Raw genomic sequence first — 22,115 nt, 5'->3', positions numbered from 1 at the left:
TAATTTTTTTGATTTTTACTATGGATGAATTCAGACTGGGGGACGCGGAGATAGACGTCAGGCGCTGCCGTATTACCCGGGCAGGGCAATCCCAGACCATAGAACCCAAGGTGATGGATGTGCTCTGTTACTTGTGTCACAGCCAAGGCAAGGTGGTTAGCCAGCAGGAGCTGCATGAGGCGCTGTGGCCCGGCACCACTTTCAGCAGTTCCGCCATTCAGCGCTGTATTGCGCTGGTGCGAAAAGCCCTGGGGGAAAATGCCAGGGAGCAAAACATCATCATCACCCATCCCAAGCGGGGTTATAGCCTGGGACTCACGGTGGAGCCTTTGCTGGAGCAAAGAAAATCCCGCTTACCAAGGTTTGTTTTGCTGATTGTACTGGTCGCGGCGGGAATGTTGGCACTGCTGCAGTTATTTTCCCCAAAAACCGACACCCGGCATAAACTGGGCTCCCTGACACCCTTGACCTCCAGCGGCGCCGAAGAGTATCTGCCGGTCTTGTCCCATGATGGCGCCAAGGTCGGCTTTATCAGAGAGCATGTCGACGGGCAGCAACTGGTGGTAAAAGATTTGCTCAGCGAGCAGGAAACCGTCCTGGCCAGTCGCCTGAGTCAGGTTCGGGCCCTGTCCTGGACTCTTGCCGATGACGCTCTGACCTTGGTGTTGCAAACTGCTGAAGGTGATTTGGTCCGGAAGGTTGCCATGGCAGGCGCAGCAGAGCCAGTGTTGGTCAGTCATAAAGCCATTATCGACAAGGTGGAATGGCTTTCCGGCACCGAGCTGGTTTTGCTGCGCAAGGGAGCTGGGGCCGAATATGATCTGCTGCGCTACTCGCTGCTGGACGGCAGTTATACCTTGATGCAGAAACTCAACGACGTTGAGCCGATGCGGCTGAGTTTAGCGCCGGACTTAAAGACCCTGGCGCTGGCCAGCCACGAGCGGGAGAATATCTATCGGCTGGATCTGGTCGACATCGCGACCGGCAGTATTCGGCTGCTGACCCGAATGGAAAATGGCGTGCAGGGCCTGAGTTGGGAGCCGGATGGCAAGTCATTGCTGTTATCCAGTAGGGAGACGTTGCTCACTGTGTCTTTATCCGGAGAGGTTACAACCCTGCCTCTGGCAAATTACAAGATCATCAAGCAAGCCGGCTATTCACAGGCACGCCAGGCAACGGTCATGGAGCTTGGCAGCTATGATATCGACATTCAGGAAGTGAGTCTGGGCGCTACTGAGGTCCCAATGACCCTGGTCGACAGTGATGCGCTGGATATTTTGCCCCGCTACCTAACCGGTGATGGGGTGGCTAACGACAATAAACTGGTGTTTCAAAGTCACAGACATGGTCGTGCCCAGCTGATGGTGCGCAGTGACAACACGGAGCGGGTGCTGTTCCTGAACCCGCAAGCCGAGGAGTTCTTCGGATTTGCGGTTGCCCCCGATGGTCACAGGGTGGCTTTGGCGACTCAGACCCGGCTTTACCTCTTCGATACCGCTTCAATGGCGCAACTCAGTGTTTGGTCGTTGCCGCACAGGATATACATCCGCGATTGGTACCACAGCGGTGATTCGCTCTTGGTTAAGGCTGGCAGGGGGGAGGCACAGGTGCCGGCCAAATGGGACCTGACCCTGGGCCGGATTGACTATCTAACGTCTGAGCCTGCTTCCTGCCCGGCCCTGGATGCCGGCGATAAGGTTTATTTCGCCAGGCAAGGGCAGATTTTCAGCTTGGATGCTGCGCAGTTACAGCCCCTCTGGTTGGCACCCGAAGGGGAAATACAAAACCTGGTGCTTGCAGGGCAATATCTCATTGCCGAAGTGGAAACCCGCTCGGGTAACCGTTTTTGGCAAATTGCTCTGGATTCAGGGGAGGCGCTTACTCTGCCACTGGTCGACAATGTGTCCTTGTCTGATATCAGTGCCGACGGTACCCGCCTGTTGCTGCATTCGCCATATCAAACCCACAGGGAACTTGCCTTGTTGGCAGCGGAACATCAATAGATCCCGTTATCTCTTTGACCGAGCGGCCCATATCGGCCGGGTCAGGTCAGATCCAATACCTGGGGTAATGCCGCTTGGGGTTGGAGGAGAGGTTGTTGACCAGCAGGGCGACCAGCAGCAACACCAGGGAACCGCTCAAGACCGGTGTCAGCGCATACTGATAGCCAAGGGAATGCACTGTATCGCCGCCGATCACCGCTATCAGGGCCGCGGCGCCCGCCGGGGGATGCATGGTGCGGCTCAGGTGCATGGCGGCAATGGCCAAGGACACAGCCAAAGCAGAGGCCAGCACTATATCCTTGCCACAGAGCAGGTACACGCTGACACCGATAACGGCCGAGATAAGGTTACCGAAGATCAGATTGCGCGGCTGGGAAAATTCGGCCATGGGCGCGCCATAGATCAGCACCGCCGAGGCACCGAAGGAGCCGATAATGAACATCTGCGCCAGCCCCAACATTTGGCCGAGACTGGCCACCAGAAAGATACCCACAAAGGCCCCGAGCCAGGACCAGACAATCTTTTTCAACGGCTTGCGCGGTGGGCAAGCGTCCTTGGACCGCATCCTGCGCAAATAACACTTCATCGACTGCTTCCCCCAACTCAGACTGCTGCCTCCGGGATGAGTCCCTTTGTACCGAGTGCCGCAAAAGGTAACCAGAGATGGGGTTGATATCAACCATGGGTATTGTGAGGCTTTAGTGTCGGTGACCTTTGAGCTTGCAAGTTGGGATTTGTGATCTTAGCTGTTGATTTCCTGAGCTATATTTCTGATACAACGTCTGGCGGACTCGCTGATGCCGGACAGTTGGAAGAAGCCGTGGATCACGCCAAGGTAGCGCTCACATTGGGCCTCAACGCCTTGGGCCAACAGTTGGCGATACAAGAGCTCGCCTTCGTCCCGCAGTGGGTCATATTCAGCCGTGATGATAAAGGTGGGCGGCAAGCCTGCCAAATCGGCATGCTGCAGCGGATTAAGCTCAGGATTATTCAGGGCAGCCGCGGCATCACCCATTTCTTCACCTATGTAGAAGTCGAAACCCGACAGCAGCATTTGGCGGGTGATGATGTAATCCGTGCCGTTTTGCGTATGGCTTGCTGAGCTACCTTGTGGATCGAGCATGGGGTAGATGAGTATCTGCTTTTTCGGCAGCCAGGACTGGTGTGCTTTCAAGCGCAGGGATGTGATTAGCGCTAATTGGCCGCCGGCACTGTCACCGACAAAGACCATCTGCTCCGTATCACCGCCGTATTTGTGACCCTGGGCCTTGATGCTCAATACCGCCCGATAGACATCATCATGGGCAGCTGGATATTGGTGCTCTGGCGCCAGGCGATACTGGATGCAAATGACCAGATTGCCTGAGGAGTGCGCCAGTTGCCGCAGTTGTTGCTCGTGGGTGTCAAAGCCGCCACTGATAAAGCAGCCGCCGTGAAAATACACTGTGATCGGCAGATTTTGAGCATCAATGGGCTTAAAGATCTTGACCCGGATGCCGTCGAGTTCATCGACAAACTCCTGCGCCATAGTCGGGCTCGGTCCCGCCAATACAGTGCTGGCAAGGTAACCGGCGCGCCGTTCGGCAATCGTTTGCTGCGATGGGCAGGGTTTACCCGCCGAAATAAAATCCTCAACCAGGGCCTTGATGCCCGATTCCAAATGCGATTCCAAATGCATAGCCACAATGAATTTTCCATCTCTTACAACAGGCTGCCAAGGATAGTGAAAAGCGCCGGCAAAAGCTGCTCATTTGATCTGTATCGAAGAATAAATTTGGGCCTCTGAAATTCGCATTTGCGGGGGCGCCATCCTGATTCAGGTCGAACCCCAAACCACCAAAAGACTCACAGCGCCGAATACCATCCAAGACAGATGTTTGCCTTTGGAGCCCAGGAGTGCCACCAGGAAGTGGGCCGCAAAAGTCAGTGCAATAATTTGCCCAAGCAAGGACTTATTCAGTTCCGGTTGCGCCATCACTGCCACTATCGCAGACATGCCCAACCAGGCAACGGATGTCAGATGCCACGCAAACCTCAGGGTGCGTTTGGTAAAATCGTCACTACCAAATAATTTGGGCAGATTGTCGCGCTTGAACAATCTGCACAGGATATAGCGTTCACCCAGGTATGAATGAGCGAACGCCAGTGAAATCAGTAATAACGCGGCCAAGTAAAAGATAAATTCCATTTTTCTTCCTTGTCTGTAGCAATACCGCAAGTTGGTTTTTGAGGTTTAATGATTGTGGACAGCAAGTCCCTTCAAGATCCTCTGAATACAGAGTTTGGGATCCAGGGTCCACAGGCCATAACTGATAGGCAGGACGTTAAGACCGGCCCGGTGCAGTATTTTGTAGGTGTTTATTTCAAAAAAATCCTGCCAGGGGCCAGGGAAGCCGATGAGATCCAGAGCCAGGTACTTGCCACTGTGTCGGCACAGTACATCGATTTCGGTACCGGCCAGCTCATAGCCACACCAGGTTTCGATACCTTGACCAGTCAGCGCCTCGCACAGGATGCGCTGAAAGTCATCAATATGATTATTTTGACTGTGACTGGCGATAAATTCCCGGGCAGATTTCAGATACCTTGCCAGCAGGTTGTCGGCGGGCAAATCGTCGGCGTCGACCGATATAAACAGATGCTGTTGCTCTCTGGCGCGGGTGATGGTGACATTGAACACATCTTCGCGATTCAGGTAGACGGTGGCACGTCTGGAGGCGGCATCAACGGCGAAAGACAGCAACATGATGTCCCGCTCTTCCCCCTGGAACCCGAAGGGGGTATCTGCCCTCAGCCGAAAGTTTGCCAGTTGTTGGCTGCTGAAGCTCTCAAGCAGAGCCTGATTCAGGGCATCGGCCTGGGCACGAAAAGGGGAGATAACCCCTATGGACTTATGCAGGGCGGAGGACTCCATGGCTGATATTTGTGTTTTCAACCAGCCGATTAGGGCATCTATCTCTGCCTGATTCACTCCCTGTTCGCTGCGTGAGCCCTTTATCTGGTGTAGATGCAGGTGGCCGCTGCTGGTGCAGGGACGGTGTTGCATCACCCTGAGTCTCGATTGATAAAACTGTTGATTGCTGAAGTGGATAAGCTCTGGTGCGCTGCGAAAGTGTTCATCGAGAAAGGCGATTTGCTGCTGGGAGTCCAGCCTTTCCGCCACCAGATCGAGAATGGATTGGTCGCGATAGCTGCTGACACCAGGGCTTGATGGTGAAAGATCATACTGTTGCTGCAGTGCCATCTCCTTGGCTCTGGATAAAAAGGAAACATGCCGCAACTGCTTACCGTCTCCAACCACTAAGGCGCGCTTGGCACGGAATAATGCCGGCAGGGCACTGGTAATGTTGCTCTGGGTCGCTTCATCAAATATCACAAGGTCGAACAGTTCCCGTTGCAGCGGTAATACTCTGTGCAGGGTATTGAGGCTCACCAGCCAGATTGGAAATGCCTTTTGTAACAGGCGGTAATCCAGATTTTCAAACAGCGCCTGTTGCCTTTGTGAAGTGCGTGAGCGAATTGCCTGATTGAAGGTTTTCAGCTGTTGCCGGTGGAGGTTCATGAGTTCAGAGACTCTGGCGGTTTTGCTGGTCTGCAAAAACTTCGCTGCCAGCCGCTCCTTGGTGGCTTGAGTATCACTGAAACTTTCAAGCTCGCCCCAATGATGTTCCAGCTGGCGAATGCGCCCACTCGTCAGCTGCAGATACAAGCGGTGCAGTAAGTGATGGCCTGAGCGTTCGAGCCGGTGCAGTCGCTGGCCCCGGCGAATGGCTCGGCCAAGGAACTTCAACAACCTTGCCTCCTGCTTGCTCATTTGGGTATTAAGCTGCTTGAGTTCCTTTTCCAGCGCGGTGGGTGAGTGTTTGTCAAAGGCCTGATAACCACTCAGCAAAAACTCCAGATAATCTTTGAGCTGTTTGAGAAATGCCTTTTGCCCGGCGCGCAGGCTAATGTCCTGCAGGCCAAACTGGCTGCTGAGTTTATCGTTTATCACATCGAGGGCATGTTCGTTGCCCGCAACTATCAGTACAGATTCACCCCGGGCCATGTGTTCGGCGGCGACAGCGGCAATGCTGTAACTCTTGCCGGTACCAGGCGGGCCAATTACACAGCCAAGGCTTTGATTGGCAGCAATATTGAGCACTTTTTCCTGGGCCCGTGACAGCAGGCAGGGCAGCGATTGCCCCTTGGGGGGCAGTTGCCTGGGAGCTATGATGCCGCCGGTAAGGCTTAACAGCGGTGCCGAAAGGGCTTCAACACCTTGCATGGTCGCAACTTCATGCAGGATGCCGCGGCTGGCGGCGGGGCGCTCGAGAAAGACCAGTGCTGAGGCTGAAAATAGTCCAAGGCCGGCTTTTTTATGATATCGCTGCAGCGTATGCAGCGGTGTCAGCTTCGGAAAGCCCAACAGCCCCAATACGTCTATCTGCTGCGAACTCTGACCCAGCAATCCCGTCCAGGTCTCGGGTTGCTCAGGCTTGCCGATGGCGGCAATGCTGGCGTCAGCCGAGTCTTCAGGTAGCAGTAGCTTCAGCAGCGGCTCGTTAATCTGGCTGTTGCCGTCTTTAAGGCTGACATAATAGTCGTCGCCATCCTGCTCCAGAAGGGCCTCGCGAAAGACTAATGGACTGAAAATGGGCCTTTGCTGGCCATTTTCTTCAATTTGACCCACCACAAAGTGGGAGCAATAGAGCAACACTCGCTCGCGCAGATACATGGCAATACGTGGCTGCAGGGCTTCGGCAAATTCCCGCTCCAGAGGCTGACGCGGCAAAAAACCATTCAGCAGTATCTCTTCGCCTTCGAGGAATAACCTGTCTTCCTTTTTTAGCCTGCCCAAGTGCCACAGGTTAAGGTCGACACAGTCTTCCTGGTAACAGTCGTGGTAATAGGCAAGCAGGTGTTTGGCATGTTGCATCGATTATTGGCAAAGTATCTGTAAATCATAATGTTGTAATCGCACATGCTAGCGGTTTTGCCCATAGGTTTCCATTATCATTCCTTCGGGTATGCGGGCTCCTTTCTTGGCCCCCAAGATGAGCAATGGTATTGGGGGTGTATTTGGGTTGGGAGGAAAATGGATTGTTTGCATGTTGAGCTGCGTAACATGTACCACAAGGGCCGGCCCGCTTGTGGAGATGCCTGATTAACGCCTGGTCAAGCGTCGCGGTTAATCACAGCCAGACTGAGCTCAGTGCTGTTTGTCACTGTGAGGCAGTACGTCTATACGCTCGCGTTCATCATTACCGGGCCGTTTGTCGCTGGCCCCTGGTGGGCCCATTCTGAAATCGAGTTGTACTTCCATGGCTTTGGTGGCCTTGGGCTCATACTGCCATTGATTAAGTGCCTCGATGGCGACCTTATCAAACACGCCGGCGGGTTCTGACTTGAATATGGTCACATTGGATACCCGCCCATCCTGGCCTATGTCGAACCTGGCCTGGATATAGCCTTCCACCAAGTCTTTGGCGGCCTGTGCCGGATATTTGGGCTCAACCCGCATCACAGGATGGGGGGCGGCCTGCTTTTCACCGGCTATGGCTGGCGCCTGGCTCCAGATGCCGAGCCCGGCGGTCAGCACCAGTGGCAGCAGCAGTGAGCTGCGGCTGAAGCCGTGTTGGGTCTTAAGCTGCATGAGTCTTTGTTTCATTGTGTGTTTATCTCCATAGTGGTGTGAAAGTGGTTGCCAATTCCGGGCAACCTGGGTGGCATGGCCTATCAGCGCGCGGCCATAGGCAATACGCTCTGCCTGGGTGAGACCGGCTGTTACGGCAGCGTCACAGGCGAGTTCCTGATCCTGCCGGAAACTACGGTACGCCAGCAGACAAAGGGGGTTAAACCAGCACAGGCAAACCAGGCTAATGGCCAGCAGGTTGAGGTGCAGATCGCCCCGCTGCCAATGCCCGAGTTCGTGGGCCAGGATGAGATTTTTTTCCTCGTTCGGCGTCTTGTGCATAAAGCCCGATGGCAATACCACGGTCGGGGATAGGAATCCGAGCACAAAGGGGCTGAGGGTGTCATTTGAACTGAGCAGCTTGAGTCGCCCCTCTGCCGGCAGCGGCGACGCACGGCGCAGGAGTTTGGCCAACTGAATGAGACTGCGCAGCAGTAATCCCAGGCAGGCGATGAGTCCCAGCCAATATCCGCCGCCAAGCCAGTCAATTTCACTGGCCTGTTGCGACAGTTTGCCCAAGGTGACCCGGTAGGTTTCCATGTTGGCCGTTGCCGGCAGCCCCATGGGCAGCGACAGCAAGGTCAGCAGCAGTGGCACTGTCAGCCAGAGGCCATACTGGAAACGGGCGCCGAATCGGGTCAACACCCAGGGCCTGAGCAACAATATCGTTGCCAGCAGCAGGCTCAGAGGTGGCGTGATAGCCAGCAGCCAATTAATCATGCCCTTGCTCCTTTTCCCAGGCATCGATCAGCTGCTTCAGTTCGGCCACGTCATCCTGGGTCAATTTGCTTGAGCCGGCAAAACCTGCCACCAGGGGGGCCAGCTTGCCGCCGAACACCCGCTTGATAAAGCTCTGGCTTTCCCGGCTTTGGAAGCTTTGTTGGCTCAGCAAGGGGTAGTAGTTGTAAGCGCGACCGTCTTTGTCAAAGCCCACTGCGCCCTTGTTCACCAGGCGGTTTAGCAGGGTTTTGACCGTCTTTTCGTGCCACTGATCCTTTTGGTTGAGTTGCTGCACTATGTCATTGGCATTCAAGGGGGAAGATTGCCACAGTACCTTGAGCACTTCGAGTTCGGTGGGGCTGATGTCTTTAATATCTGTGTCTGTCATGACCATACCTGCGTTATTGATTACAACTGTAATACAAAACATATTACAGTTGTAATCAATAACGCAAGCAGAAATTTTGCGCAGGTCATTTTATGTCAGTCGCAGGGGGCGATTTTGGCCGTGAGTATGTGATCTTCCCAGCGACCATTGATCTGCAGATAGCTGCGGGCAAATCCTTCCCGTTCGAAACCGAGGCGTTCCAGCAGGGCGCCGGAGCGCACATTGGCAGGCATGTAGTTGGCCATGACCCTGTGCAGCTTCAGCGTGCCGAAGGCGTACTGCAGCGCAGTTTCACACATCTGCCTGGCCTGGCCCCGCCCCTGCAATTGACGGTCAATGCCATAACCCATAAAGCAGGCCTGGAAGGGACCGCCCACTATGTTGGACAGGGCGCAGTGCCCCAGAATGTGGCGTTCATCGGCAAGTACCAGCCAGGCGCACTGGCTGCCTTCGGCCTGTATGTCACGGATGCGACTCTGCCAATTGGCCAGGCTGTGAAAACCCTCGGGCCGCAGGGGTTCCCAGGGGGCAAAATGGGCTTGGTTGCGGCGAAAATAATCGGCCATCGCATGGGCATCTGTGGCACTGAGCAGTCTGGTATGCATGGCCGGGCTCTCCTGTGGCTGGGTTTTCTGTGGGCGCCCTTGGGAACAAGCGCACAATCACTGATGTGGGTTGTGGAAATTGTTCTGGCAGTTGATTGATTTTAAAGGCTAAATGTTGCATTGCAAATATAGTTTTCAGCCCCTATTCCCTAAAGTCTCCGGCCGCTATATGCTTGTGCCGTTTTCACCCTCCTTTGGCTATTGTTTGAGCAAACGATGAAGCATCTTTTCGCCGCACTCTTGCTGTTTTTGGCAAGCCGTGTGGTGGCCGGTCAGCCCAGTGACACCCCCGATATCGCCCCAACCTGCAGTGCCCGGAATGCGGCGAAAATACTCCCTCAGTTGCAGGCCTTGCTTGGCCGTGCCGATGGCGTTTGGCCCGGCTATGAGCTGGCGGCCAAACAGCTGGTGTATCGCCAGGATGGCGAACCCTGGCTTTGGCGCAGCGGTCAGCTTGTCGGTGTTGATAACGATGTGTTGGACGGTGTCGGTGATGCCGGCAAGGGTGTCGGATTCGGCGATTACCAGGGTTGGCCGGTATTGGTGCTGGAAGGGATGGAGGATTGCGCCGCTGCGGAAGCCCAAGCCGAATCCTTGCTGATACAGACGCTGCAGGAAGCCTTTATTTTCTACGTGCAATCGGGATGGAGTGTGCTTGAGTGGCAGTCTTCGCTCAGTGGCGAAATCTATCCCTTGAATGCCGAAGTGCGGGCGGTGCGGCAGCATTTGCTGCAGGCCTTGTTACAGGCCTTGGCCGAACCGGGCGCGCGACCACAGAAGCTGGCGGAGGCCGCCTTTTGGCGTCTGCGTTGGCGTGCCCTGGCACCCCAGGAAGACCAATTGGGATTTGCGACCGAATTGACACAGGGAACCGCGGCCTATGTGGCTATCAAGGCCCGGGCCTTGGAACTGGCGAGTCACAGCGGTAAAAGCTGGCAGGAGGAAGTGGTTGCCATGCTGAAACGGCAACCGGCCGCGATGGATGCCCAGGCTCAAAGCCGCCTTATCGGGGCCTTGGCCGGCTTGCTGCTGGATATCAGTTGGGGCGCCGGCAGTTGGCAGGATGCCGCCATCCAGGGCAGTTTACCGCTGGAGCTGTTGCTGGGGCCAGTGAGTGCCGGTCGGATCAGTCCAAAATCCACCACCAAGCCTGCCGCCGATTATGTTTATTACACCCCGACCAATGGTGCGCTGACCTCCCTGGAGGCTGAGCTGCAGGATGCGGATTTGCCGCTGCTTATCGTGCCGTCCGTGGTGGAACAGAGCCATTTCGAGGATCGACATGGGGTACGCGCCGGTCCCTACATTATGGTGTTGGGGGAAACGCCATCCCAGGCCTATCTGGGACTCAATGGCGAACTTGAGGGCCTGGCGCTGAAGGATGTGGATGCCCTGGAATTGGTGGGTGAACAGGATTGTGATGGGCTGGAGACGGCCTTGCTGATCCCCCTGACCCAGGCACACACATTTAACGATGGCCAACTGTCATTGAATGGTGAGCGGCTCAAGGGCGTCATCCGCGCCGAGCTGCACCAGAGTGCCGGGCGCAGGCTTTATTGCGCCGAGCTGTAACGGGATGAAATGATGAAGAAACATCAACCTGAATTTACCTATATGCGGGGCCTGGCCATAGTGCTGATCGTCCTGGGTCACAGCATATACAACTCCAATCAGGGCTTTCCTGCCTTGTTGGAAAACCTGTTGCGGGGCGGCACCGCGCTGTTCGTGTTTATCTCGGGCTACTTCTACCACAGGGTGTTTCATCCACGATTGGTGTACCGGGAATTCATGATGGGTAAGGTGCACAACGTGCTTTATCCTTTTCTGTGGGTGTCACTGTTGGGACTGCTGGCGCTGGCGCTGCAATGGTCGCTGATGTACCACAGGCCCCTGACGGAAGTCGCTAAGGGCATCTATTACACAGTGCGCAATGGCTATGTGCTTTATCCCCACTGGTACATTCCCTTTATCATGGCTGTGTTCGCCCTGTCGCCGCTGTATTCGGCCTATATTCGCTTGTCGGCGCTCTGGCGCTGGCTGTTGTTGCTGGTTTTCTCGCTGATCGCCATTTGGATGCACAGGCCCATAGGCAACATAAACGTGGTGCAATCGGTGATTTACTTCACGCCCTTCTATTTGCTCGGGATCCAATACTCGGCCCACGAGCAGAGCCTGGTGCGGCTGAAGGTTCCCATGGTAATGCTGGCCCTGCTGGGCTTGGTGTTCACCCTGGTATTCCAGACTTATTTCACCGACCATCTGGGTAACTTCCATAAGCTCGCCTGGCAATACAAGGGCATAGATTGGCAGTTTATCCAGAAGTTTTGCCTTTGCTGGTTGGTGTTGGGGTTGTGTCAGTGGTTGGCGGCAAGGGAGCTGCCACAGAAGCTCCATAATGGGCTGGAGTCCCTGGCCGAAATGAGCTTTGCCATCTTCTTTATTCACCCACTGTTTTCTCTGTTGTTCGGGGTTATTACCGGGTTGGCTCGCTATAAGTTGCCTCCGGGCAATCCCTGGACCACGGTGGCGTTCTCGGCACTGATTTTCGCCTTTCTGATGTTGGGCAGTGTCTGGAGTGCCAGGTGGATAAAACGCCGTCTGGGGGACAGGTCGAGACGTTTCATTGGCTGGTAACGTGAAACTATTGGTTGGCAAGGTAAAACAACAAGGCGCCCTCGGGCGCCTTGTGACTTTATAAACTCAAGCCCCGGGCTTACTTGCTCTCAAAGGTGAAGGCCTGACCCGCGAGCGCGGCTTCGTACATCAGTCCGCCCTTGGCGGCGGTAAATACCGCCATGCCGTTGACATAGGCGCCGGTGGCCGCTTGTTCTCCACCGGATTGACCGGCACCGGCGGAATTGCCCGTGGTGCCGGCCTGAGCGTTGGCTCCCACATTGATGGCGACGGCCGAAGCCTGGGCTCCAAATTCAAAACTGCCGCTGGTGAACTCCTCAAATGCCTTGGCATCGCGGAAGAAAATGATTTCGCTGTAGGCCTGACCACCCAGCTGGAAGCCGATGGACAGCTGGGTCATGCTGGAGTCACCCACATAGGCACCACCACGGAATACCCGACCTTTACCGTAGGCTGCACCTATGCCAATGCCACCCTTGCCTATGGTGGGGAACAGGGCGTAACCGTATGCGGAATTGAAGAAGCTGCGGGTCTCATTGGCCTGTTTGAAGTTGGCCAGGGCATCCTGGTAGCTGTCGGCAATGGCGGGTGTCGCGGCAGACAGAGCCAACATGAGGGCTGCGCCGAGGGATACAATCAGATTTTTCATGACGTTCTCCTTTGCTGAACTTATTCCAGCATAACCGGCAGCAGCGGAATTGGAACCTCGGTACGGTAAAATCGGCTCCCGGGTCAGCCGGGGTTCAGCAATGTAATTCAGTTGTTGCTGAACTGCTTGCGCCGCTGACGATTGGAGACATTTTCCTGGGGAAGGTCGGGTACGGGGCGGCGCTCAAGCCGTAAGTGACGTATGGCCAGCAGCGGGTGTGCCAGCAACATTCGCGGTCCGGCGAAGCGCATGATGGTTTTCGCCTGCTGTCTTTGCTCTGGCTTGTAGCAGTGGATGGGGCAGCGATTGCAGGCCGGCTTCCTCTCCCCATAGGGACAGCGGTCGAGTTTTTCCCTGGCATAGTCGAGGAACTCGCTGCAATCGGGGCAGGGACCAGCTGTTGAAGTCGATTTATGGTGAGCCCGGCAATAGAGCTTAACCATGGCTTCTATGGTGGCGAACTCTTGCTGCAGTCCACCCAGGAGTATGATGTCGCTTGCCATTGTGGTGCCTCCCCCAGGTTGCCTGCCTTCATCATAAGCCCGGCAGTCGGTATCGACAGCAGCAGAGTCCGAAAAATTGAGCTGCCGCACACTATTGTTGTTCATGGGATGGCAGGGCCGCTTGATAATTTTGATGGCCGACGCCGAATCAGAGATAAATACTTGATTTTATCGGAGACAATGCGTTAATAGTAATCACTGAATGCGCCTGATTTCCCTTGGGGAGGGATGGCACGCCAAGGGCGAACTGAGTATCGCTTTTGGCTCAGAGCAGACACCGGGCCAGTGCCCGGTATACAAGGTGGAAACCATGAAAATCATTATTATCTTGTTGCTGGTCGGCATTGGCATTTATCTGTATCGCCGTGCCCAGCGACTGGCGCGGGAAGAGCAGCAACCACCAAGGCCTGCCAAACCGCTGCAACAGCAGCCCGAGCAGACCCAGTCCGAAGTTGAGGCGCCATCCGAGGCAGAGGCGCCGGAAGCGGCACCTGTTGTGGCTGAAGACCTTGCGCCCACCGCGGCCGCCAAGCCTGATATGGTGCCAGAGCCAGAGCCAGAGCCAGAGCCAGAGCCAGAGCCAGAGCCAGAGCCAGAGCCAGAGCTAGAGCCAGAGCCAGAGCCAGAGCCAGAGCCAGAGCCGAAGGCCGCAGCTAAATCCAAGTCCAAGCCCAAGCAAGCATTTGCTACGGTTGCCGCGCCCGAATGGGCCAGCGACAGCCTGAAACAGGCCCTGAAGGAATTCGCCGCCAGTAGCGATCCGCTGGTAAAACACCAAAGCCTGCTGACCGCTGTTGGAGAGTGCTATAAGCAGCGCAAAGATGGCCAATGGCTAACCTTGGGCGCCACTCTGGCCGGTGATTATCTGCTCCTGGCAGCATCCTTGCTGAACAAAGGGGAAGCAATCAAGGGCGCCGGACTGATGCAGGCATCGACCTTGCTCAGCGATGCCGGCCAATTTGAGCCGGCACTGGCCGCCTGTCGCCTGGCCATCAAACATCAACTCAGCGATGGCACTGTCACCGGCTTTGAGGGACGTTTGGTCAGGATTGAAAAAGCCCAGGCCAAGGCCGGTGCCTGAAAGCCCCAGGATAAAAGCGGTTAATTGCCACGCCCCGGCGTTGTAGAATGATCGCAGCAGAGCGGTGCGCCTTGCACCGCTTTTTTTATCCGGAGAACCGATGAACCTGCGTCCCCTGTTGTACCTGTCGCTTTTGCCGCTGGTCTTTGGTTGCACCAAGGCGCCCGACTGGACCCTGGTGTACCGCGAAGCCGTGCCGGCCTCGGCTCCCTGGCGCTTTGGCGAGATTGCCGGATACTACCCCAGCCTGGAGCAATGCCTGCTCAAGGGCAAGGGCATGCAGCATCTGGGTAAGGGCGAATTCCGCTGTGGCAGCCACTGCGAGCTGGTGGATGATGATAAGTTGGCGCCCCGGGACAGAGTCCTGCGCTGCGATTGGCAGGAGGCTGTGAATGCGCTTTAAGCAGGATTTTTTCGAGCAACTGCCCGAGTTTTACAGCCAGGTGTGGCCCGCCGGATTGCCCAATCCCCGCTGGTTGTGTTGGAGCCCGGAAGCCGCGAGTCTGATAGGTTTGCAGCAGCCCGATGAAGCCCTGCTCAAGGGACTGGCCGGCAATGAGGAAATTCCCGGTGCCAGCTATTACGCCCAGGTCTACAGTGGGCATCAGTTTGGTGGCTACAGTCCCAGACTGGGGGATGGCCGCTCCATCATACTGGGTGAAGCCTTGGGCCCCAATGGCGCCTGGGACGTGGCCCTCAAGGGTGCCGGCCCAACCCCCTATTCCCGCCACGGCGATGGGCGGGCGGTATTGCGCTCGGCGGTGCGCGAGTTTCTGGTATCCGAGGCCCTGTTTCACTTAGGGATTCCCACTACCCGTGCCCTGGCGGTGATAGGCTCGGAATTGCCGGTATGGCGCGAAAGCCTGGAATCCGGCGCCATCACTGTGCGTCTGGCCCGCAGCCATATTCGCTTCGGCCACTTTGAATATTTCTGTTACAGCGAACGCGGTGCCAAAGACAAACTGTTGCAGTTGCTGAACTTCACCCTGGCCCAGCACTACCCCCATCTGAGTCAGGACATGGCCGGTTACCGGGCCTGGTTTTTTGAAGTGGTGCGGGACACGGCCCGCATGATTGCCCACTGGCAAGCGGTCGGTTTCGCCCATGGGGTGATGAACACAGACAATATGTCTATCCTGGGGGACAGTTTCGACTTCGGACCCTTTGCCTTCCTCGACACCTTCAAGGAAGACTTTATCTGCAACCATTCGGATCCCGAGGGGCGCTACGCCTTTGGTCAGCAACCCGGGGTGGCACTTTGGAACCTGCAGCGCCTGGCCCAGGCACTGACGCCGGTCTTGGCCTCGGACGATTTGCTGGCGGCGCTCAATACCTATCAGGATGAACTGGTGCAGGCCTATCTGGCCTTGATGCGTGCCAAATTGGGCTGGGTTGCCGATGGCAGCGACGAGCAGGATCAAAGGGATCTGACGCTTATCGGGGAATTTACCCAGCTGCTGGAGGCCAATCGTTTGGACTATACCCAAAGTTTCCGTCGTTTTGCCGCCCTTGACCCCAATGATCCCAAACCCGCGCTGCGGGACGATATGATAAATCTGCAGGGGTTTGATGCCTGGTATCAAGGCTATCGTGACCGCGTGGGCCAGCCGGCCGATGTGGTCCAGTGGCAAAGGCAGCGTGCGGGCGCCAATCCCAAATATATATTGCGCAATTATCTGGCCCAGGAGGCCATAGCCGCCGCAGAGCAGGGCGACAATCAGCCGCTGCAACAGTTGTTCGAACTGCTTAAAAAGCCCTTTGATGAACAACCGGATAAAGAAGATTATGCCAAGCGGCCGCCGGATTGGGGCCAGGGGCTGATCATGTCCTGCAGCAGCTGAATTCCTTTGTGGGAGAGTGAAATGAGATTACAACAGGTGTGGCTGGATAATGACGCCGGCACATTGCAAATCCGCGGCGAAATCAACTTTGATGACTTCGCCGCCTTTGCCGAACCCTTGGTCGAGTCCCTGGATTGCCGAGTGCTGGAACGCCAGTGGGGCGCCGACCGCCACCAATGGTTGCTGGACTTTGAAGGGTGCCAACTCTGGCTCAATTATGAGTTTTATGGCGATGTGGCCTGGCTGGCCAGCGACAGGGCCGAGGATATCGAAGTCTTGGCCTTCCTGGAGCACTTGCTGCAAAGGCAGTTGGAGCAGCAACAATGACGGATGCCGCCTTCCATTACCAGGCGTTGACCCCGGATCTGATCCTCGATGCGGTGGAGTCCCTGGGAATTTATCCCGAGACCGGGTTGCTGGCGCTGAACAGCTACGAGAACCGGGTATACCAATTTCGCTGTGATAGGGGCCGGCGCTATGTGGCCAAGTTTTACCGCCCCGAGCGGTGGAGCGACGCGCAGATTTTGGAGGAGCACAGTTTTGCCTTTGAACTGGCCGAGGCCGAGGTGCCGCTGGCGACTCCGGTGTGCATCAATGGTCAAAGCCTGCATCACTTTGGCGGCTTTCGCTTTGCCCTGTTCCCCTCCATCGGTGGACGCGGCTTTGAGGTCGACAATCTGGAGCAACTGGAGGCCGTGGGCCACTTTATCGGCCGCCTGCATCAGGTGGGCAAATCCGCCGCCTTCACCAGCCGTGAGGCCCTGACGCTGAAAGGTTTTGGCGATGACTCGCTCGCCTGGCTCAGGCAATCCGGGCACGTGCCTCCTTACCTGGAGCAGGCGTTTTTCACCGTGGCAGAACAACTGCTGCAGGCTGTGAAGTCGCGTTGGTTTGAGGCAGGTACCTTAAGGCTGCACGGCGATCTGCATCCGGGCAATATTCTCTGGACCCCCGATGGGCCGGGATTCGTGGATTTGGACGACGCCCGCACTGGACCCGCGATTCAGGATCTGTGGATGATGCTCAGCGGCGATCGCAGCCAGCGGCTGCTGCAACTGGAAATCCTGCTGGAGGCCTATGAGGAATTTTGCAGTTTTGATACCCGCGAGCTGGCACTGATAGAGCCATTGCGGGCGCTGCGCATGTTGCATCACAATGCCTGGCTCAGCCGCCGTTGGGCCGATCCCGCCTTCCCCATGCACTTCCCCTGGTTCGCCGGTGACAAGTATTGGGAGCAGCAGATCCTCGCCTTCAAGGAACAGTTGGCGAGTCTGGATGAGCCGGTACTCAGCCTCATCCCCTATTGAATTGGCACCAAAAAATTGAACTCCGGGCTTGAGAAGCACTCAAAAGCCGTATTAAGGTATGGGCACACAAGTGCCCGCAATGGCCGGCATTGCCGGTATTAAGGAAAAACCAAAGATGAAAAAAGTACTTTTGATGGCTGCCCTGTTGTTCGCACCCCTGGTTTCCATGGCGGTTGAGTACAAGGAAGGGGTACATTACACAGTGATCAGCGAAGGCCCAGGCTCGGCCAAACCCGAAGTTACCGAGTTCTTCTCATTCTTCTGCCCACACTGCTACAACTTCTCCAAAACCGTACTGCCTAAGATTGCCGAGAAGCTGCCCGAAGGCGTGACCTTTAACCAATCACATGTGGATTTTATCGGCCGAGAAATGGGCCTGGAAATGTCCCGCGCTTTTGCTGTTGCCCGTCAGCTGAACGTGGAAGAGAAAATAGATAACGCCCTGTTCGAGGCTATCCATGCCAAGAAGCAGCATTTCACCAGCCGTGATGACATTCGTGCCCTGTTCGTTGCCAATGGCGTGGAAGGCAAGGCTTTCGACGCCGCCGCCAATTCCTTTATGGTCAATGCCCAGATGTCCAAAATGAAGCGCGATACCGAAAACGCCAAGATTTCCGGCGTGCCTTCGCTGGTGGTCAATGGCAAGTACCGGGTAGAGACTGGCGCCATCAAGTCCTACGATGAGCTGCTGGATATTGCCTTTTACCTGGCGACCAACAAGCCCTGAGTGATAGCCCAATAAAAAAGGAGCCTTTAGGCTCCTTTTTTATTGCCGTGGCCGGCGACAGGATAAAAAAAACCGTACTTCCTGGTCGCAAGAAGCACGGCATAGAGCCATATGGCTCAGTTTTACCCTGAGTAACGTCATCAATGTAGCAGTATGACATTTTGTTGGCAAGTGCCAAATCCTTGACTTGCTATATTAATCTGCTTGTTAAGTGAGCAATCAATTCAGTTTACGTTAACGGAAGCATGATTTTACAAAAAATGGCTTAGAAAAATGAAACTAGACTGGTACAAAGTGGGTCAAAACAGTGTACCGAAAACAACGCCAACAAAAATACAGGAGGTCGCGTGAGAGTTTTTCCTGTTTACGCTCCCAAACTGATCGTCAAACATGTCAGGATTTTCCTGACCGGGGTGATCTGGGTGAAAGACCTGGGAAGGCTGGAGTTTGAGAAGGGAAAGTTTTTGCTTCCCAGAAAAAGCCTGCCGCAGGTTAAGCAGGCCATCATGGAACTGAACGAGCTAATCGAGGCGCAAAGCCAAGAGGCGAAAACCGCTTAATCTATCTGATTATTGAGCAGACCAACCAGGCCGGTGACTTTTTCATTCCAGGAGTTGAGCTCCTGTTGCAAGAGTTGGTTCTGCTCACTTAAGCCAACACTCTTCTGTTTTTCTTCTTCCAGCTCTAATTTGAGCAATTCAATGGTTTCCAGCGCTGCCTGGATTTTGGTTTCCAGTTTGGACAGTAATTCAAGGCTCATGGGGAGTCCTATATGGTTTCCGGATGGGATTGAGATTCTAACAAGCCCGGTGGACCCAGGCATAGTCATTCTTGCCGACAGCGCAAAAAAGCGTCCGAATTGACCACGCTTTTGGGGCTTTTCTTTGCAACTCTGTTATCAGTCTGGTTATGCTGGCATTTTCTGACAAAGCCCACCCATAGCCATGGACATTTCCGCCACCCATTTACTGCCCCTGTTGCTGACCCTGATACTTGCCCTGGTGTTGCGCCGAACCCTGTTGGCCCTGGGGATTGGTGTGCTGGCCAGCGCCGCCATGCTCAGTGATTATGCACCGCTGGCCACTCTGGCCTATTTGGGGGACAGCCTGAGTGGGCAATTCTACCTTGATGGCTGGCAAAGTTGGCACCTGAATGTGTTGGCCGCCATGATGCTGCTGGGGGTGATGACCGAATTGTTGGCCCGTGGCGGTGCCGTGGCTGCTTTTGGACATTGGCTGGAGCGGCGCATTCGCGATGGTCGCAGCGCCCGCTTGGGGATCATGCTGCTGGGCTGGCTGGTCTTTATCGACGGCATTTTCAGTTGCCTGGCGGTGGGCCACATCAGCCGCCCCATTGCCGAACGTTACGGTCTGCCCAAGGGGCAGGCGGCCTACCTGGTGGATGCCAGTGCCTCGCCCCTGTGTTCACTGGTACCCTTTTCCAGTTGGGGCCCCTATGTGATGGCACTGCTGGCGGCCATCAGTTTCCTGCCGCTGCCGCCATTGGCGGCCTTTATCGAGATAGCACGCCATAACCTCTATGCCATTTGCACCCTGGTGTTGCTGGCGCTGGTTGCCTGGGGCAATTGGGGTTGGCCCGAGGCCCAGGCCTGGCCAACGGAGGGGGAGCTGCGCCGGGGCAGCCCCTGGCAACTGCTGTTGCCCTTACTGACTTTGCTGACGGCCGCCGTCATTCTGACCCTGTATTCGGGCGCTCAGCAAGGGGGGGAGCTGGCCCAGTGGCTTGCCAACGCCGACATAGGCACAGCCATGCGGGATGCGGCCTTGCTGGCATGCCTGGTGGCCTTGCTGCTGTCTGCCGTCGGGGGCCGTAAGGTCGGGCAATTGCTTGGCGATCTGCTCCATGGGCTGCGCAATATTTCCCTCGCCATCGCCATACTGCTGCTGACCTGGATGACGGGCAAGGCGATTGCGGATCTCGGGGTGGCCAAGTTGCTGGCCGAAACTGCCGAACTCTGGTTGTCGCCCCGCTTCCTGTTGCCGGGGATCTTTATGCTGTGTGCCTTGATGGCCTTCGCCACCGGCACCAGCTGGGGCACCTTTGCCATCATGATCCCCATCTGTGCCGAGATAGCCCACTCCCTGGCGCCGGAATTGCTGTTGCCGGCCCTCAGCGCCGTGATGGCCGGCTCAGTGTTCGGCGATCATTGTTCGCCGATTTCCGACACCAGTATTCTCAGTGCCACCGCCAGTGGCTGCGAAGTGCAGCAGCACGTGCTGACCCAGTTGCCCTTTGCCATGATGGCGGCATTGGCCAGTCTGGGGGGCTATGTTTTATTCAATCTGGGGCTGGGCTATGGCTGGGGGCTGTTGTTGGCCCTGGGACTCTTGCCTGTCATGCTGGCACTGCTGCGCCGGCTGACCCGCCCAAACAATAGGGTCATCGGCCAATAGCCGATGTGAAACACATTTCACTGTTTAATTTACGGGAGCAAAGCAATGACAATTCGACGTTTGGGTGTGGGCCAGCGCATGAGCAACATAGTGATCCACCAGGGTCTGGTTTATCTCTGTGGTCAGGTGGCCAAGGACAAATACCAGGGGATCACAGAGCAAACCCGCACCATGCTGGAGGAGGTGGACGCCCTGCTGCTGGAAGCCGGCAGCTCCCGTGAGCATCTGCTCAGTGCCACCCTGTATCTGAAAAACATGGGCGACTACGATGCCATGAATGCGGTGTGGGATGCCTGGGTGCCCCGTGGGCATGCCCCGGCGAGGGCCTGTGTCGAGGCCAAGATAGCCGAGCCCGAGTATCTGGTGGAAGTGTCGGTTATCGCTGCCCTGAAGCCCTAATCCCTCATCCTCAAGCAATGCTCAGGGCTGCAGTTGCAGCCGCCCAAATTCGGCACCTTCGACATCGGGAGTCAGGGCAATGATCTGATCGAGGCGGATGGAGCGGATCTGGGTGGGGGTTTCCACCACCAGCCATTCGCTCTTGTCGGCCCGGGTTTCCGTGGTCATGGCCCTGGCGTGCAGCTTGCCTTCATCCTTTAGCTCCAGCAGCAAGGGATAGCCGCGAATGCAGGCCAGTTCGATGCAATCATAGAGATCGCAGGATATAGCGCGGTAGTCTTGCATTGATTATCTCTTAATTGTTAGCCAACCCCTTCAGTTTCCTAAACTTAGCTTGTCTTGCTGAAAAAGCAATTAGTTAGCGCACGTCATTCCCTTTGTGCCAAAGGTATGCCAGCCCCGGTCTTCTGGATATGGCAGGGGGAGGGCAAGATGAAGGCATGGGTTAGGGCATGGATTTGCGGATGGCTGCTGACGGCGCCGCTGGCGCAGGCTGAACTCTTGACCAGCGGCAACCGCGGTATCCGGCTGATAGAGCTGTATACCTCCGAGGGATGCAGCAGTTGCCCACCGGCGGAGGAGTGGTTGTCGGGGTTGCAGGATCTGCCCGGTTTGTGGCGTGACACCTTTGTGCTGGCCTTTCACGTCAGTTACTGGGATTACCTGGGCTGGCGCGATCCCTATGGCAGCAAGGCCTTCAGCGCCCGTCAGTACCAACACCTGAACGCCCGCCACAGCCGCAGCGTCTATACCCCGCAATTCTTCATCAACAGCCGCGAATGGCGCGGCGGCCAATTGCCGGAACCTGCTTCCCAGTCCACAGGAGAGCTGCGAGTCGACACCAGGGGTTCGCTCATTGAGGCCAGCTTTACCCCGCTCAATGCCATGGCGGCGCCCGAGCTGCACCTGGCACTGGTGGCCATGGGATTAACATCGCAGGTGACCGCGGGGGAAAACCGCAGTCGGGTGCTTAAGCATGATTTTTGTGTGCTGCAACATCAGCAGCTCAAAGGCGAATGGCGACAGGGCGCCTGGCATTCCCAGGCCCAATGGCCGGCATTACCGGCCACGGCCGCGGGCGCCAGTCGTTTGGCACGGGTTTACTGGATTGAGTCCGGGGGCGAGGTGCAGCAGGCCCTTGGCCACTGGCTGGTCGAACCCTGACCCGGA

Annotated in this window: 24 protein-coding genes; 13 read left to right on the top strand and 11 right to left on the bottom strand. The window is 56.2% G+C overall.

Going from position 1 to position 22,115, the window contains the following annotated elements; genetic code table 11:
• Positions 1–20: 20 nt before the first annotated feature.
• Positions 21–2,003 carry a winged helix-turn-helix domain-containing protein gene (locus JYB85_RS17425; protein WP_207380295.1) on the top strand — a complete coding sequence of 661 codons (1,983 nt, stop codon included), beginning with the start codon at positions 21–23 and terminating at the stop codon, positions 2,001–2,003.
• 46 nt (positions 2,004–2,049) lie between these two features.
• Here JYB85_RS17425 and JYB85_RS17420 read toward each other — a convergent pair whose 3' ends face one another.
• From JYB85_RS17420 to JYB85_RS17390, 7 genes are all read right to left on the bottom strand, one after another.
• The gene (locus JYB85_RS17420; RefSeq protein WP_207380294.1) at positions 2,050–2,589 is read right to left on the bottom strand and encodes an HPP family protein; all 540 of its coding nucleotides are present in this window, start codon (positions 2,587–2,589) and stop codon (positions 2,050–2,052) included.
• A 156-nt stretch (positions 2,590–2,745) separates the two neighbouring features.
• Positions 2,746–3,681 carry an alpha/beta hydrolase gene (locus JYB85_RS17415; RefSeq protein WP_207382122.1) on the bottom strand — a complete coding sequence of 312 codons (936 nt, stop codon included), beginning with the start codon at positions 3,679–3,681 and terminating at the stop codon, positions 2,746–2,748.
• 138 nt (positions 3,682–3,819) lie between these two features.
• The gene (locus JYB85_RS17410) at positions 3,820–4,191 is read right to left on the bottom strand and encodes a hypothetical protein (RefSeq protein WP_207380293.1); all 372 of its coding nucleotides are present in this window, start codon (positions 4,189–4,191) and stop codon (positions 3,820–3,822) included.
• Positions 4,192–4,236: 45 nt separating this feature from the next.
• Positions 4,237–6,921 carry a DEAD/DEAH box helicase gene (locus JYB85_RS17405; protein ID WP_207380292.1) on the bottom strand — a complete coding sequence of 895 codons (2,685 nt, stop codon included), beginning with the start codon at positions 6,919–6,921 and terminating at the stop codon, positions 4,237–4,239.
• Positions 6,922–7,194: 273 nt separating this feature from the next.
• A complete protein-coding gene (locus tag JYB85_RS17400) occupies positions 7,195–8,397 on the bottom strand; it encodes a M56 family metallopeptidase (RefSeq protein WP_207380291.1) in 1,203 nt (400 codons plus the stop codon).
• Positions 8,390–8,785, bottom strand: coding sequence for a BlaI/MecI/CopY family transcriptional regulator (locus JYB85_RS17395; RefSeq protein WP_207321190.1), 396 nt, complete (start codon positions 8,783–8,785; stop codon positions 8,390–8,392). Before JYB85_RS17395 ends, JYB85_RS17400 begins: the two co-directional genes overlap by 8 nt.
• 95 nt (positions 8,786–8,880) lie before the next feature.
• Positions 8,881–9,390: a GNAT family N-acetyltransferase gene (locus tag JYB85_RS17390; RefSeq protein ID WP_207380290.1), complete on the bottom strand. Its 510-nt coding sequence runs from the start codon at positions 9,388–9,390 to the stop codon at positions 8,881–8,883.
• Positions 9,391–9,606: 216 nt separating this feature from the next.
• On the opposite strand from JYB85_RS17390, the gene JYB85_RS17385 reads away from it, so the two are divergent.
• Both JYB85_RS17385 and JYB85_RS17380 read left to right on the top strand, forming a co-directional pair.
• Positions 9,607–10,962 carry a hypothetical protein gene (locus JYB85_RS17385; RefSeq protein ID WP_207380289.1) on the top strand — a complete coding sequence of 452 codons (1,356 nt, stop codon included), beginning with the start codon at positions 9,607–9,609 and terminating at the stop codon, positions 10,960–10,962.
• 12 nt (positions 10,963–10,974) lie between these two features.
• Positions 10,975–12,024 carry an acyltransferase family protein gene (locus JYB85_RS17380; protein ID WP_207380288.1) on the top strand — a complete coding sequence of 350 codons (1,050 nt, stop codon included), beginning with the start codon at positions 10,975–10,977 and terminating at the stop codon, positions 12,022–12,024.
• A gap of 79 nt (positions 12,025–12,103) precedes the next feature.
• Here JYB85_RS17380 and JYB85_RS17375 read toward each other — a convergent pair whose 3' ends face one another.
• The gene (locus JYB85_RS17375; RefSeq protein ID WP_207380287.1) at positions 12,104–12,673 is read right to left on the bottom strand and encodes a YSC84-related protein; all 570 of its coding nucleotides are present in this window, start codon (positions 12,671–12,673) and stop codon (positions 12,104–12,106) included.
• A 107-nt stretch (positions 12,674–12,780) separates the two neighbouring features.
• Positions 12,781–13,176, bottom strand: coding sequence for a nitrous oxide-stimulated promoter family protein (locus tag JYB85_RS17370; protein WP_207380286.1), 396 nt, complete (start codon positions 13,174–13,176; stop codon positions 12,781–12,783).
• 202 nt (positions 13,177–13,378) lie between these two features.
• Between JYB85_RS17370 and JYB85_RS17365 the strand changes: the two genes are divergently transcribed.
• From JYB85_RS17365 to JYB85_RS17335, 7 genes are all read left to right on the top strand, one after another.
• Positions 13,379–14,257 (top strand): hypothetical protein, encoded by an 879-nt coding sequence (locus JYB85_RS17365; RefSeq protein WP_228730142.1) that lies wholly within the window; start codon positions 13,379–13,381, stop codon positions 14,255–14,257.
• 100 nt (positions 14,258–14,357) lie between these two features.
• Positions 14,358–14,660, top strand: coding sequence for a hypothetical protein (locus tag JYB85_RS17360; protein ID WP_207380285.1), 303 nt, complete (start codon positions 14,358–14,360; stop codon positions 14,658–14,660).
• A complete protein-coding gene (locus JYB85_RS17355; protein ID WP_207380284.1) occupies positions 14,650–16,098 on the top strand; it encodes a protein adenylyltransferase SelO in 1,449 nt (482 codons plus the stop codon). Before JYB85_RS17360 ends, JYB85_RS17355 begins: the two co-directional genes overlap by 11 nt.
• Positions 16,099–16,119: 21 nt before the next feature.
• Positions 16,120–16,425, top strand: a complete 306-nt coding sequence (locus JYB85_RS17350) for a DUF3630 family protein (protein ID WP_207380283.1) — start codon at positions 16,120–16,122, stop codon at positions 16,423–16,425.
• Complete coding sequence (locus tag JYB85_RS17345) at positions 16,422–17,405, top strand: serine/threonine protein kinase (protein ID WP_207380282.1); 984 nt, start codon at positions 16,422–16,424, stop codon at positions 17,403–17,405. Before JYB85_RS17350 ends, JYB85_RS17345 begins: the two co-directional genes overlap by 4 nt.
• A gap of 115 nt (positions 17,406–17,520) precedes the next feature.
• Entirely contained in the window at positions 17,521–18,132 is a 612-nt protein-coding gene (locus tag JYB85_RS17340; RefSeq protein ID WP_207380281.1) for a thiol:disulfide interchange protein DsbA/DsbL, read from the top strand.
• A gap of 347 nt (positions 18,133–18,479) precedes the next feature.
• Complete coding sequence (locus JYB85_RS17335; RefSeq protein ID WP_207321178.1) at positions 18,480–18,692, top strand: DUF1107 domain-containing protein; 213 nt, start codon at positions 18,480–18,482, stop codon at positions 18,690–18,692.
• On the opposite strand, the gene zapB is transcribed toward JYB85_RS17335, so the two are convergent.
• Positions 18,689–18,892 carry a cell division protein ZapB gene (gene zapB / locus JYB85_RS17330; protein ID WP_207321177.1) on the bottom strand — a complete coding sequence of 68 codons (204 nt, stop codon included), beginning with the start codon at positions 18,890–18,892 and terminating at the stop codon, positions 18,689–18,691. The genes JYB85_RS17335 and zapB overlap by 4 nt on opposite strands.
• Positions 18,893–19,076: 184 nt before the next feature.
• Between zapB and JYB85_RS17325 the strand changes: the two genes are divergently transcribed.
• A complete protein-coding gene (locus JYB85_RS17325; RefSeq protein WP_207380280.1) occupies positions 19,077–20,546 on the top strand; it encodes a Na+/H+ antiporter NhaC family protein in 1,470 nt (489 codons plus the stop codon).
• Between the two features lie 45 nt (positions 20,547–20,591).
• Positions 20,592–20,945: a RidA family protein gene (locus tag JYB85_RS17320; RefSeq protein ID WP_207380279.1), complete on the top strand. Its 354-nt coding sequence runs from the start codon at positions 20,592–20,594 to the stop codon at positions 20,943–20,945.
• A gap of 21 nt (positions 20,946–20,966) precedes the next feature.
• On the opposite strand, the gene JYB85_RS17315 is transcribed toward JYB85_RS17320, so the two are convergent.
• On the bottom strand, positions 20,967–21,230 hold the full coding sequence (locus JYB85_RS17315) for a Rho-binding antiterminator (protein WP_207380278.1): 264 nt from the start codon (positions 21,228–21,230) through the stop codon (positions 20,967–20,969).
• A 147-nt stretch (positions 21,231–21,377) separates the two neighbouring features.
• Between JYB85_RS17315 and JYB85_RS17310 the strand changes: the two genes are divergently transcribed.
• Complete coding sequence (locus tag JYB85_RS17310) at positions 21,378–22,109, top strand: DUF1223 domain-containing protein (RefSeq protein WP_207380277.1); 732 nt, start codon at positions 21,378–21,380, stop codon at positions 22,107–22,109.
• The last annotated feature ends 6 nt before the right edge of the window (positions 22,110–22,115 follow it).

This window comes from Shewanella sedimentimangrovi (genome assembly GCF_017354965.1).
GTDB classification, from domain to species: domain Bacteria; phylum Pseudomonadota; class Gammaproteobacteria; order Enterobacterales; family Shewanellaceae; genus Shewanella; species Shewanella cyperi.
This window is presented reverse-complemented; position numbering and strand designations above follow the sequence as displayed.